The organism is Thiobacillus denitrificans ATCC 25259 (assembly GCF_000012745.1).
GTDB lineage: Bacteria > Pseudomonadota > Gammaproteobacteria > Burkholderiales > Thiobacillaceae > Thiobacillus > Thiobacillus denitrificans_B.
The window spans coordinates 858641-870917 of the sequence record NC_007404.1 but is presented as its reverse complement, the minus strand read 5'-3'; the positions used below and the strand labels follow the sequence as shown (position 1 = coordinate 870917).

Sequence of the window (12277 nt, the reverse complement as noted above, 5' to 3'; positions counted from 1 at the left end):
TGCACGCGGAACTCGCGACGCGCTTCGCCCTCTGACACGCCATTCCTTTGCACACCACCGTGATTCCCCAGCGCCTCGCCTTCGTCGACCTCGAAACCACCGGCGCCAACGCCGCGCGTGACCGCGTGACCGAAATCGGCGTCGTCGTCGTCGACGGCGACCGGGTCGAGACCTGGAGCACGCTCGTCAACCCCGAGCGCGCGATTCCGCAATTCATCCAGCAGCTCACCGGCATCAGCAACGAGATGGTCGCCGACGCGCCGACCTTCGCACGCGTCGCCGACGAACTCGCCGAGCGGCTCGACGGGCGCCTCTTCATCGCGCATAACGCGCGCTTCGACTACGGCTTTCTCAAGCACGAATACCAGCGCCTCGGCCGCCGCTTCCGCGCCGACGTGCTGTGCACGGTGCGCCTGTCGCGCCGGCTCTTTCCCGAACACTACCGCCACAACCTCGACAGCCTGATCGCGCGCCACGGCCTGGCAACCGAGGGCGACCGCCACCGTGCGCTCGCCGACGCCGACCTGATCTGGCAGTTTTGGCGCACGCTGCAGCGCGAACACGAGGCGCAGGCGCTCGCCGAGGCCGTCGCGCACCAACTCCTGCGCCCCGCGCTGCCGCCGCACCTCGATCCCGCCCTGCTCGAAGACCTGCCCGAGTCGCCGGGGGTGTATCTCTTCTATGGCGAAAACGACGTGCTGCTCTACGTCGGCAAGAGCGTCAATCTGCGCCAGCGCGTGTTCTCGCACTTCGCGGCCGACACCCGCGAATACAAGGCGATGCAATTGACCCAGCAGGTGCGCCGCGTCGAGTGGCGCGAAACGGTCGGCGAACTCGGCGCGCTCTTGCTCGAATCGCGGCTCATCAAGGAAGGCGCGCCCGCACACAACCGGCGGCTGCGCCGCGCGTCCGAACTCTGCGCCTGGCGGCTCGACGAAGTCGCGCCCGGCGACTTCCGCCCGGTGCTCGTGACCGCCGACGACCCGGACTTCGGCCGCGACGGCGACCTCTTCGGCCCGTTCTCGAGCCGCCGCCAGGCGACGCTCGCCTTGCGCAAGATCGCCGACGCGCATCAACTCTGCCCGGTCGTCCTCGGGCTCGAGAAACCCGCGCGCCCCGACAGCCCCTGCTTCGCCTTTCAGGTACAAAAATGCCGCGGCGCCTGCGCGGGCAAGGAGACGGCCGGCCTTCACAGCGCCCGGCTGATGGCCGCGCTCGCGAAAACGAAAATGAAAAGCTGGGCCTACCCCGGCGCGATCGGACTCGTCGAGCGCGACGACTTTCTCGACGTCGAGGAAGTCCACGTCGTGCACGCCTGGCGCTATCTGGGCACCGCGAAGAGCGAAGCCGAGATCGGCGAACTGCTCGAACACGCGGCACGCGCGCCCTTCGATCTCGACACCTACAAGCTGCTCAAGACGCAACTCGCCAAGTCGAAGTTCACGATCCGCGCCCTGTAGTCCGCGTCCGCTTCTGATGGTCGGGGCGGAACCCCAAGTCCCCACGATCGTCTATCAATAAAGCTCGAAGAAAAAGCCGGACACGGGACCGCTGTCCGCAGCGGTCGGCCATTCAATCCTCCCAAGGAGCCAAACATGGACATCGCTCGTCAGGATTCGACCATTCACAATTATTCGACCAGCAACTACATTGCGACCGACCCCTTGCCGCGCGACCAGGGGCAGAGCACGCATCTGCACGAACCGAACTGGATCGTCAGCCGCGCCGACCCGATCACCGGACGCAAGATCGACGATCCGTCCGGACTGCCGACGCTCGTCGACGGCAATCTCACGATCTATTTCGAGAACGAGTCGACGCGCAAGGAATTCATGGATATGCCGATCGACCATCCGTTCCATCTGGTCGACAACCCGGTCGACGAAGGCTACGACGAAGGCTGAGCCAGCGGCGCGTCTAGCGCATGCACACGCGCGCCGCGCGCCGCAGCCAGTTGATGAACGCGACCGGCAGCTGTTGCGGGTGCTGCACCACTGTGTAGCCCTCGCTGCCGAAAATCGTCGGCAGATAACTGCCGCCGGCGCGGTCGACCGTGAAGCAGTAGGGCGAAATGCGCTTGAGCCGCGCCTCGGTGAGCGCTTGGCGCGCGTCTTCGATGCCGTAGCGGCTCGCGTAGCGGTCGCAGTCGTTGGGCCGCCCGTCCGACAAAAGTAGCAACAGCCGGTGGTCAGCCGCGCACGCCGCGAGCAAGGCGTTGGCGTGGCGTAGGGCGGCGCCGAGCCGGGTGTAGCGGTCGGGCTCGAGGCCGGCGAGGCGACGCTGTGCGCTTGCATCCCAGGTCTCGTCGAAACGCTTGATCTCGCGTATCTGCACGCCGGCCGGGCCTTCGCCCGAAAACGCGAGCACCGCGAAGCGCGTTCGCAAGGTCTCGAGCCCCGCCGCGGCGAGCAGCGCCGCCTCCTTCTCGATGTCGATGACGCGGTCCTTGCGCGTCACCCATGCGTCGGTCGACGCGCTCGCGTCGACCAGGAGCACAAGCGCGAGCGTGCGCGGCGCCGGACGACGGGAGCGGTAGAAGCGCGCGTCGCCTGTCGCGCCGGCCCGGCGCTCGCCCCGCGCGGCGACGACCGCGTCGAGGTCGATCTCGTCCCCCGCGGTCTGCCCGCGCAGGATCGTGCGGTCGGGACGAATCGCGCCGAGCCGCCGGCGGATCTGTGCGAGCAGGCCGGCGTTGCGCTGCAACGCGTCGGCGACCCATTTCGCGCCGCCCGGTTTCGCCGGATGCGAGAAAAGTGCAACAGCGTTTTCACGGTAACGACTCGTGCGGCAATCCCATTCCGGGTAGCTGAATGCACAGGGCGGCAGTGCGGTGTCCGCCGCGCTTTCGAGCCGTGGCGGCGGATCGCTTGCCTCGAAGGCTTCGCGCGCAGCGCCGGGGCTGTGGACCAGCCGCGCCTCTTCCATTTCGGCCAGCGACTCCGCCGCGCCCCCCAAGTCGTCTTCCGGCTCCTGGTCTTCCGGACGGTTGAGGCCGAAGGGATCCTCGGCGTGCGGATGCGGCTCGGAGGTCTGGACCATCGATACGCCCGGTTTCGCATCGTCCTCGTCGCGGCCGTCGCGCACGCGCGGACGCCGCACGAGCGAGGCCGTGCGCGCGCCGGCCCGCGCGTCCGCGGCCGCCGCCGCCTTCGAGGATGCGCGCACACGCGCCCGCGGCGCGCCTTCGGGTGGCAGCAGGCGGCCGACGACGAGGTCGCCGAGCCAGGCGACATAGCGCCTGGCAGGCACGCGCAGACGCAGGGCGCGCGCCTGTGCATTCGCCCAGTCGAGCGCCGCGGCCGGATTCGCGTGCAGCGTTTCCGCGCCCGCGCGGCCACGCAGGAAATTCCGGTAACGCGCCGCGACGTCGGCCTCGAGCGCGTCCCGCAGGCGGCGCTGCGCAAGCGCGCGGTCCATCCGCACGTAAAGCGCGTCGAGCGCCTGCGACCATCCCGGCATGAGCCGGCGCAGCCGGTGGTCGACCGCCGCGGCTTCGGCGATCAGGTACAGGTCGCGCGCGAGGTCCGACTCCAGGCGCGCGATTTCGCCTGCGCTTCCGCGCAGGTGATGCAGCGCCTGCAGCAGCGCGAGCAGGCAGTAGTCGTCGGTGAACGCCGCCGACGCCGGCGGCGATACGGGAAGGCTCGGCGGCAGGAAAACCGCCGTGCCGTCGGTCGCCGGAAGCGGTCCGGCGGCCGCCGTCTTCCGTCCACCGCGCGTGAACAGCCTGCGCAGAAGCGGCATCGGCGCGGCCGCCTGCGCCGCCCGCACCGGCAGCTCGCAACCGAGCACGGCGTCGATCAGCATCTCGAGGCGCGTGCGCACGTCGCGCAGGAATACCGTCGGCGTCGGCGGCGGGGCGTGGCGGCGCCGCCAGAATCCGTGCACCGCGGTGCCGGCATGGCGCGCGGCATCGATGATGAGTTCTTCCGCCTCGGGCATTGCTCAGGGAAAGCTGCCGGCGATCAGATCGCCGAGGGTACCGAGCAGCAGCGGGTCGTCGGTCAGCGCGTCGGCGATCGCGACCTCGCAGGCGCGGCGCTGCGGTATCCCCGACGCGATCAGGCGCGCCGCGGCGACGAGTGTGCGCGTGCCGGGCGCCTCGGGCAGACCGCGCTCGCGCAGCGGGCGCATGCGCGCCGCGAGTTCGACCAGCGTCACCGCACAGTCGCGCGCGACCCCGCCCTCGCTCATCAGGATCGCCGCCTCACGCTCGCGGTCGGGGAAGTCGAAGGTCAGCGACGCGAAGCGCTGGCGCGTGCTCGGCTTCAGGTCCTTCAGGGCCTGCTGATAGGCCGGGTTGTACGAGATCACGAGCTGGAAGCCCGGCGCCGCGACGACGGTCTCCCCGGTCTTTTCGAGGCTCAGCGTCCGCCGGTGGTCGCTCAGAGGATGAATCACCACGGTCGTGTCCTGGCGCGCCTCGACGACCTCGTCGAGATAGAGGATCGCGCCGACGCGCAGCGCGCGCGTCAGCGGCCCGTCCTGCCAGACCGTCTCGTCGCCGAGGATCAGGTAGCGCCCGAGCAGATCGTTGGCCGTGAGGTCTTCGTGGCAGGCGACCGTGACGAGCGGCCGGCCGAGGCGCCAGGCCATGTGTTCGACGAAGCGCGTCTTGCCGCAGCCGGTCGGGCCCTTGAGCATGACCGGCAATCGATTGCGGTGGCACTCGGTGAACACGTCGACCTCGTCGGCGTGCGGCAGATAGAACGGCTCCTGGGCGGGGGGAAGCAGCGGGTCGGCGGAAGTCAGCTCCAAGAATGATCCTCAGACTGCTGCGCGCGCCGGTTGCAGCGGAGCCGTCGGCTCGGCCGCCAGCGCTTCGAAGGTCGGTCGGTAGCGGAAGAAATTCCAGATGAAGAGACCCGCGCCCAGGGCGAAGATCGTCCCTGCCGCGAGCAGCATCAGGAAATGCACCTGGATCTTGAGCTGGGTTTCGAGGAAGCCAAGGCCCAGCACGCGTTCGAGATACACCTGGCCGATCCCGGCCGTGGCGAAGGACAGCGTCATGCCGAACATGCCGGCGAGCTGCAGCCAGAACGCCCAGTAGCCGAGCGGTTCGCCGCGCTCGCTGCGGTGGCCGCTGAAACTTGGCAGCGTGTAGCTGATGACCGCCATGACGATCATCGCGTAGGCGCCGTAGAACGCGGCGTGGCCGTGCATCGCGGTGATCAGCGTACCGTGCGTCCACTTGTTGATCCCCGGCCAGGTGTGGGCGAGACCGAGCAGGCCCGCGCCGAAGAGCGTGAATACCGCGCTGCCGGCGGTCCAGTGCACGGCGAGCGTGTTCGGATGCTGCAGGCCCGAGCGGCGCATCGCACTGTAGGCGTAGATCGCCATGCCGACCAGCGCGACCGGCTCGAGCGCACTGAAGATGCCGCCGATCGGCAGCCAGTAGTGCGGCACGCCGATCCAGTAATAGTGGTGCGCGGTGCCGATCACGCCGGCGATGAACACGAGGCCGACGATGACGTAGAGCCACTTTTCCATGACCTCGCGGTCGGCGCCGGTCAGCCGGATCAGCAGGTAGGCGAGCATGCTGCCCTGGATCATTTCCCACACCCCCTCGACCCAGAGGTGGATCGTCCACCAGCGGTAGAAGGTCGCGATCGCATAGTTGTCGAACGGGATCAGCGCCGGCAGATAGAGCACTGCGGCCATGCCGAGGCCGCCGATCAACACGCCTTCGGTCGTCGTGAAGCGCCCGGAGCGGCGGATCGTCATGAGGATGTTGTAGAGGAACATGAGCATGACGACGACGATCACGATCTTGTGCGGCAGCGGCTGTTCGAGCAACTTGGTGCCGGTTCCCCAGCGGAAGAAATAGCCGATGATCGCGGTCACGCCCATCACCACCCAGAGGCCGAGCTGCACGTACGCGAGCTTCACGCTGTAGAGCTCGGTGCGCGATTCCTCGGGCACGATCCAGTAGGTCCCGCCCATGAAGCCGGTCAGCACCCAGACGACGAGCAGATTGGTGTGCACGACCTTCATCACGTCGAAGGGCAGCACGTTGATGAGCGGGTCGGGACCGAGGTACTTGGCGGCGGCGAGCAGGCCGAACGCGATCTGCAGGCCGAAAAGCCCCATCGCGACGGCGAAGTACCAGTAGGCGACGGCTTGCGAGCGGTATTTCATGCGGCGTCCTTACTTCAGGCTTTCCAGATAGGCGACGAGATGATCGAGCTGCTCGGGGCTCAGGTCCTTGCCGAAGCTCCCCGGCATGAACGAGCGGTTGTCGGCCGAATAGGCGGGGCCCGGCACGATGTGGGCGTTCGGATCGACGATCGCCTCGCGGATGTAGCCCGCGACGTCGCGCGCCTTGCCGCGGTAGGCGGGGTCTTTGAGCGTCTGTTCGGCGCGCGTCGCGAGGTCGGCGAGCGATGGCCCGGCGAGGTTCACCCCCGGCGAGATCGAGTGGCAGGCATAGCAGCCCGGCGGCGTCGCGTTGAACACGGCCTGCCCGAGCGCGATAGGTTCGTTCGAGGTCGCGGCGCCCGTGACCTGGGGCGCGCGCTCGCCGCGAACGATGTCGGTGCCGGGGATCGCGGCGCCGGAGACGAGGATCGGCCGCGGCGGCCAGCCCTGGTTGTCGATGCGGCCGATCCAGTCGAGAAAGGCGATCAGGTCGCTGATTTCCTGCTCGCTCAGATTCTGCTTCGGCATCACGCGGCGCACCTTCTGCTCGTCGTAGAACTTCGACGGGTCGCGCATGAAGGCCTTGAGGTATTCGCTTCCGCGCTGCAGCGCGATCTTGGTAAGGTCCGGCGCGTAATACGCGCCTTCGCCGAGCAGCGTATGGCAGTTGGTGCAATTGTTCTCGTGCCAGACGTTCTTGCCGGCGATGACCTGCGGCGTGAGCTTGCTTTCGTTGGTGAGCTCGGGAAAACGCCGGTGGCTGTCGACAGTCATTCCGGCGAAGGCGACGACGACCAGCGCGGTCGAAACGATCGCGAAAAGGCGGGCTTGTTGGCGCGTCATCGCAGCCCCCTCAGACGTTGATGCTCGGCCAGTAGCGGATCGCGGTCGCCGCGCCGTAGACGACGGCGGCGATCAGCGCAGCTTCGGCCACGAGCGCCAGGCCCTTGAGCGCCAGAAAGAAAACGTTCACGGTCGACGATGCTGTTCTCGGCATGATTCCCCCTCCCTGTTATTGAAGCGGCGTGTAGCCGCCCGGCCCCCGAGCCAGGGCCCAGCTGGCGCGAAAATCAGAGCTGGCGCATGAAGGCCACGAGATCGGATTTCTCTTCCTTGGTCAGCTTCGTGCCGAGCACGAGGTTGAAGAATTCAACCGTGTCCTCGAGCGTGAGCAGGCGCCCGTCGTGCAGGTAGGGCGGGCTGTCCTTGATGCCGCGCAGCGTGAAGGTCTTCATCGGCCCGTCGCCGGGCTCGTTGACGAAGCGCTCGAGCTTGAGGTCGTGCATCTGGTGGTCGAGGTAGCCCGGCGGCGTGTGGCACGAGGCGCAACGGCCCTTGTTGAAGAACACGTCACGCCCGCGCAATTCGGCCGGCGTCGCCTTGGCCGCGTCGAGCTGCCCTTCTGCACTGAGTTTCGGCGCGGGCGGAAAGTCGAACATGTTCTGCATCTGCGCCATGTGGCTGACCTGGATGCGGTCGAAGATCGTGATCCCCTTCTTCATCGCGTGGATCGGGTCGCCGTTGAAGTAGGCCGTGCGGAACTCGAACTCGGTGAAGTCCTCGACCGAGCGCAGGCTGCGCTTCGAACCGTGGATCTGCTGGTTGAAGAGCCCGCGCAGGCTCGTCGTGTCGAGCCGCATGCGGCGTTCCTGCGGGCGCGTGTCGGGATTGAGGTGGAACTGCGCCGTGGTGTGGCCGTTGACGTGGCAGTCCATGCACGCGACGCCGAGGCTCGGGCGCTTGACCTTGCGGTCGTCGGTCGCGTTGAACTCCTCCTGCGCGAAAGGCGTCACCAGCAGGCGCAGCCCGTCGAGCTGCACCGGCGTCACGAGATCCTTGAACAGGCGGTGGAAGTTGTTGATCGACACGACTTCGCCGCGCGAGACGTCGCCGAGCTCGGGCCGGTTCTGCAGAAAGATCGCCGGCGGGAACTCGGGCAGGAAGGCGTCGGGCAGGTCGAACTCGACGTCGAAACGCTGCAGCCGCGGGAACTGGTCGATCTGGATCTGCGGGAAGACCTGGCCGCCCGTCGACTGCTTGGGGTGCGGCAGCGAGGGATACGGAAACGCGCCCTGGTCGCGGATCTCCTCCGGCTTCATCTCGGCGAGCTTCTCCCAGCTCAGCCCCCGCGCGAGGCGCGCGGTCGGCCCGACCGGCAGCGGCTTGCCGCGCGACATTTTCGCGCTCGGGTCGAGCCGCGGCGTCAGGTTGTAGCGCTCCTCGAGCAGCGCGCGCTGAGTCGCCTTGACCTTGGGCAGCGCGTCGATGTCGGCCTTCATCGTCTCCTGGAAGGTCTGCATCGGCGCCTTCGCGTTCAGCGGATCGCGCGCGAAATCGAAGCCGAGCACCTTGCCCTTGTCAGGCTGGTTCCGGAACGCAGGCGACGACGGCTTGGCGCTGGGCGCGACGAAATCACCCGAGCGGTCGTGCGCGTTGAGCTTCTGCTCGGGCCGCGTCACCGCAGGCGTGCGCGGCGTCTGCACGTCCTCCACCGCGTCCTCGAGTCGACCGTCGGACAGGCGCGCCGGGTCGGCGGCCGAAGCGGTCAGCATGAAACCGGAGCAGACAATCCCCAGAACGGCAGCGCGATGTTTTCTCATAAGACCCTCGAACGGGTTGACCCTGGCGGACGACCTTAAGAACGATAGAGCGCAAGCATGCGTTTACAAGCGCGCGAAAGCCGCGCGCCGCGCGGGATTCGGAGGGATTCGCACCTCACGCGCGACAGCGGGATGGTAAAAAAGTGTTATCTGGCCGGTACTTACTGCGGCTATTCCACGGAGCCTCGCGCCGCTTGTCGGAGGATGCCTACAAGGATTTCGGGGGAGTCTGGCGTGGCAGGACGCAGATCAAGGCTTCACGGGCCGGGATGAGACGGATTTTGGACCCTGAACACGGTGAAATAACGGAGGCATGTACTGCCCTCGCAAGCCACACTCGCGCGGTTCCCTGAGCAGGCCACACGGGGGCGACGCTGACACCACGAACTGCTGCAGGGCAATCCAGGGAAAGGCAAAGCGTCGCCCTGAAAATGGGTGTAAATGGATGGCGTATTGGCGCGTATCGCCTCGGATGCCATTCGGTTCACGCCGGAGTTCCCGTGCCTCATCGTTGATGAGTTCAAGAGCGCCTGGCGTCGCTGCCCGAGCTTTCGCTACAAATCGTCCAGTTCGCACGCAGGCATGGACGCATCACCATGGACGATGCGATTCGACTGACCAGCGACAGTCGCAACGCGCTCAAGCAGCATTTCCGGGCACTCGTGGAGCCACTTGGGTCAGCATGGCGCCGGAAGGGGCGTCTGGTAGGAAACTGCGATAGGGCCGATCGAGCAGTGGTGAATGCGTTATTGCAAGACCTGACCGCGAGCTTCCCGGTCATGGCGATGTGGGCGCTCGCCGCGATCGTGCTCGCCGACGCTGAGCCCGCGCAGCGCGCCGAGCTGGTGTTCGGCAACAGCTGGCAGAAATGTGTGCCCCTCATCGCCCTGCTGTCGGTGCCCGCGTTCGCGGCCACCTTGTGGGCCATGCGCGGCCTCGCCCCCCCGTCTGCCGCTGGCCGGCGCGACCGCGGGCCTGTTTTCAGGCGCGGTCGCCGCCCTGGTCTACAGCCTGCATGCGCCGAGCTGGCCGCACCGTTCGTGGGGTCGTGGTATCTGCTGGGGATGCTGGTGCCGGCGGCGGTGGGGGCGGTGGTGGGGCCGCGGGTGCTGCGGTGGTGAGGGGCCAGGGTCCGAAGACGGCAGGCAAGAGCAGACGGTTGGATAGCAATGCGGCTCGGCCAATAGCAGCATCAGCGCACCACTAGTCGTTGATGAACTCTTCAAACTTCCGATGCAGGAGCCAGTTCGGTGTCCGAGTCAGGCGCTCGGCGTCAACTAGATACGACCCTACCGACTTCGGTTTGTACCCCATCTCTCGTGTCGCGAGTGCTGACACAGCACCGATTAGAGCCCCAACGCCTAGTCGAACCGGCGTATACGGATCGCCTCCTGCTATGGGGAGGGCAATTATTGAAGCTGCCACTGGCAGCCCGACTGAAAAAATGCTGTACACGTCCGCCTTCCGAAAGAAGCCAAGCGATGCTCGGTACTCGGCCTTGGCACGCTCAAACCGCTTAATGAAGTCCTCCACAATGTAGCGGGCGTGCTCTTTGTTGTTGCAGCGGGAGATTTCGTTCTGCAACAGCTTGAGCTCCCGCTGGAAAGCATTCCGCAGCTCTACCGTGTCTTCACGAAATCGAAGGAGCACATCTATATCGACGGAGGCAAGGTCGTTTGGTAGAAGATCGTCGATAGCTAGATTCGCTAGATAGGCATCGGCCTGCTCGTCATACACGTACTCGGTGAAGCCACCTTCATTCGCGAAGTAGGTTCCGACTGCCCAATAATCAGAAGAATCGGTCGTCAGCTCAAGCGCGCGCTGCTGAGCAACCGCCGCGGCAAGATAGAACATGTAACCGCCGGCATGTTCGTGCGGAACTTCCAGGAACCCATCGGCTGTTAACCGCCGGGCGAGCTGCTCAAATAAGGGAAGAAGTTTTGCGTCTATCTTGTCCGGATTGATTCGAGTAAACGTCTCGCTAGAAAAGCCAGCCGGCCAAACAAGTCGGGTGTTCGGTGATTCGCGTAGTGCATAAAAGTCCAAGAAGCGATTTGCGGCCCTCGACTTCTCTGTGTCGTCGACGGTCAAATTCTGGACCACTCCCGCACCAACGGCGGTGACTATCTCCGCGTGATCCTCCGGGACGTATCCGCTTGGAACAATCCTGTGTATTCGATCCCAAATCAAAAGAGACCGTTTGAATGCATCAAGATCGCTGAACTCGATCGTTGGATAGTGCAGAGCGTGTGACATATACCTATCCGGAATTTGAGCTTCGTGACCTTCTGGGTCATGCGGAACTCCCGAGGTCAATCTGGTATTGCAGCAAGAAGCGGGGTCGATACACGCCGGTGGAGCAGGCGTAGACCTCCCGGCCGACCCGTCACCAGTTGTGGCGCGCGCGAATTACACCAACGGACGTGGGCACATGCTTCATTAGTGCCCCTGCAATAAATGTTGCACGCTCGAGTGTCTTACCTTCGAACCATGTGCACGCAACCTGATCGCCGTCGATGTGCTCAACGGTCATGCGCGTTCCCCCTGAACGCAGTTTTACGACATCTCCAACCTTGAGTTCGCTTTCCATATCAATAAAACGCCTTTAGTTCTCGGGTAAGTACGCCGAAGCAAGCCGAAACCATTCCCTTGGGGAATGGTGTGTACACCAAGCCGTGAATGTTGCTCGGGATGCTAACCCCCTCCTCATGGAGCAGGCAGACGCGGCCGAGCCCGTATTTGCCCTGAAAGAAGCCGATCTCGTGGATAACGTTCTCGCGCGCACGGGCCTGGCCGGCGGCATCCAGATCGTCACCAGTCATCACGATCACAGCACTATCACACTGGCCCGACGCTTCCATTAACTTTGCCAAGATAGTTCGACCTTGGTTCGGCTCCTGCGCAAGCTCCAACGTCGGCAAGCCAATGTCCTTCTCGACGTATGCTTGAACTTCGCGCCAGTCTGGTGCTCGGCCGTGGCTAATAAAGACACGTCGGGTGGTAGCAGCCGCGATCAAGGGCGGCGCCAACTCGCTGTTCGCGCGAAGCTCAAAAATCTGATCAATATCGCGCGCCAGCACTTCCAACTGACTACGTGCATAGCGGTACTGGGCTGCGCCCTCGGTTGAGGTCTTGGCCATCTCCGTCTTCGGCTCAACCGGCATCTCGACAAAATCACCAAACAAATCGGGCAACTCCTTTTTTAATATGGAAAGTTGCGTTGCCGCGCCGGTGAAGTAGCGCCCAACCTCCTCTATGAGGAAGTTTTGGATTGGAAGTCGGCCAGCCTTTTTGTGGTCATCATTTAGCGCCAGGTCCAGCGCCTTGCGGATACCTGCCAACTTGGCGAGTGCCACTGCGACTTGTGCCATATTCACGGGGATTCTGCCGATCGGGCGATCGATCCTGTTGATTATTAAAATTTTCTCCGCACCCGGTCTAGTTATTAGGTATGAGAAAAGAGACAGGTAGCCCGGATTATATGCTCCGGTTTTCTCTGTCGACCGCCTTTCGCTTCTTCACGGCTGACCGATTTTTTC

Annotated in this window: 11 protein-coding genes and 1 pseudogene; 3 read left to right on the top strand and 9 right to left on the bottom strand. The window is 65.0% G+C overall.

Features of this window, described 5'->3' with window-relative positions; genetic code table 11:
- Positions 1-59: 59 nt before the first annotated feature.
- Positions 60-1460, top strand: a complete 1401-nt coding sequence (locus tag TBD_RS04190; protein WP_041432938.1) for a 3'-5' exonuclease family protein — start codon at positions 60-62, stop codon at positions 1458-1460.
- Positions 1461-1595: 135 nt separating this feature from the next.
- Positions 1596-1904, top strand: a complete 309-nt coding sequence (locus tag TBD_RS04185; protein WP_011311338.1) for a hypothetical protein — start codon at positions 1596-1598, stop codon at positions 1902-1904.
- Between the two features lie 13 nt (positions 1905-1917).
- Here the strand turns inward: TBD_RS04185 and TBD_RS04180 are convergent, their stop codons facing one another.
- The 6 genes from TBD_RS04180 to TBD_RS04160 all read right to left on the bottom strand — a co-directional run bounded on the left by TBD_RS04180 (position 1918) and on the right by TBD_RS04160 (position 8738).
- On the bottom strand, positions 1918-3942 hold the full coding sequence (locus TBD_RS04180; RefSeq protein WP_011311337.1) for a nitric oxide reductase activation protein NorD: 2025 nt from the start codon (positions 3940-3942) through the stop codon (positions 1918-1920).
- Positions 3943-3945: 3 nt separating this feature from the next.
- Complete coding sequence (locus TBD_RS04175) at positions 3946-4758, bottom strand: CbbQ/NirQ/NorQ/GpvN family protein (RefSeq protein WP_011311336.1); 813 nt, start codon at positions 4756-4758, stop codon at positions 3946-3948.
- A gap of 9 nt (positions 4759-4767) precedes the next feature.
- The gene (locus tag TBD_RS04170; RefSeq protein WP_011311335.1) at positions 4768-6138 is read right to left on the bottom strand and encodes a cbb3-type cytochrome c oxidase subunit I; all 1371 of its coding nucleotides are present in this window, start codon (positions 6136-6138) and stop codon (positions 4768-4770) included.
- A 9-nt stretch (positions 6139-6147) separates the two neighbouring features.
- Complete coding sequence (locus TBD_RS04165) at positions 6148-6981, bottom strand: c-type cytochrome (protein ID WP_011311334.1); 834 nt, start codon at positions 6979-6981, stop codon at positions 6148-6150.
- 10 nt (positions 6982-6991) lie between these two features.
- A complete protein-coding gene (locus TBD_RS14935; protein WP_011311333.1) occupies positions 6992-7135 on the bottom strand; it encodes a hypothetical protein in 144 nt (47 codons plus the stop codon).
- A 73-nt stretch (positions 7136-7208) separates the two neighbouring features.
- Positions 7209-8738, bottom strand: a complete 1530-nt coding sequence (locus TBD_RS04160; RefSeq protein WP_011311332.1) for a hypothetical protein — start codon at positions 8736-8738, stop codon at positions 7209-7211.
- Between the two features lie 596 nt (positions 8739-9334).
- On the opposite strand from TBD_RS04160, the pseudogene TBD_RS04155 reads away from it, so the two are divergent.
- Positions 9335-9859, top strand: a pseudogene (locus TBD_RS04155) (DUF1109 domain-containing protein).
- Between the two features lie 82 nt (positions 9860-9941).
- Here the strand turns inward: TBD_RS04155 and TBD_RS04150 are convergent.
- From TBD_RS04150 to TBD_RS04140, 3 genes are all read right to left on the bottom strand, one after another.
- Positions 9942-10994, bottom strand: a complete 1053-nt coding sequence (locus TBD_RS04150) for a hypothetical protein (protein WP_049750210.1) — start codon at positions 10992-10994, stop codon at positions 9942-9944.
- A gap of 130 nt (positions 10995-11124) precedes the next feature.
- The gene (locus tag TBD_RS14470) at positions 11125-11328 is read right to left on the bottom strand and encodes a YodC family protein (RefSeq protein WP_041432342.1); all 204 of its coding nucleotides are present in this window, start codon (positions 11326-11328) and stop codon (positions 11125-11127) included.
- Position 11329: 1 nt separating this feature from the next.
- Entirely contained in the window at positions 11330-12109 is a 780-nt protein-coding gene (locus TBD_RS04140) for a TIR domain-containing protein (protein ID WP_041432341.1), read from the bottom strand.
- Between the last annotated feature and the right edge of the window lie 168 nt (positions 12110-12277).

Excerpts from the sequence above, each read along its gene's own strand:
- TBD_RS04140 (WP_041432341.1), bottom strand. The coding sequence starts at position 12,109 with ATGGCACAAGTCGCAGTGGCACTCGCCAAGTTGGCAGGTATCCGCAAG.
- TBD_RS04150 (WP_049750210.1), bottom strand. The coding sequence starts at position 10,994 with ATGTCACACGCTCTGCACTATCCAACGATCGAGTTCAGCGATCTTGAT.
- TBD_RS04180 (WP_011311337.1), bottom strand. The coding sequence starts at position 3,942 with ATGCCCGAGGCGGAAGAACTCATCATCGATGCCGCGCGCCATGCCGGC.
- TBD_RS04185 (WP_011311338.1), top strand. The coding sequence starts at position 1,596 with ATGGACATCGCTCGTCAGGATTCGACCATTCACAATTATTCGACCAGC.
- TBD_RS14935 (WP_011311333.1), bottom strand. The coding sequence starts at position 7,135 with ATGCCGAGAACAGCATCGTCGACCGTGAACGTTTTCTTTCTGGCGCTC.
- TBD_RS04160 (WP_011311332.1), bottom strand. The coding sequence starts at position 8,738 with ATGAGAAAACATCGCGCTGCCGTTCTGGGGATTGTCTGCTCCGGTTTC.
- TBD_RS14470 (WP_041432342.1), bottom strand. The coding sequence starts at position 11,328 with ATGGAAAGCGAACTCAAGGTTGGAGATGTCGTAAAACTGCGTTCAGGG.
- TBD_RS04170 (WP_011311335.1), bottom strand. The coding sequence starts at position 6,138 with ATGAAATACCGCTCGCAAGCCGTCGCCTACTGGTACTTCGCCGTCGCG.
- TBD_RS04165 (WP_011311334.1), bottom strand. The coding sequence starts at position 6,981 with ATGACGCGCCAACAAGCCCGCCTTTTCGCGATCGTTTCGACCGCGCTG.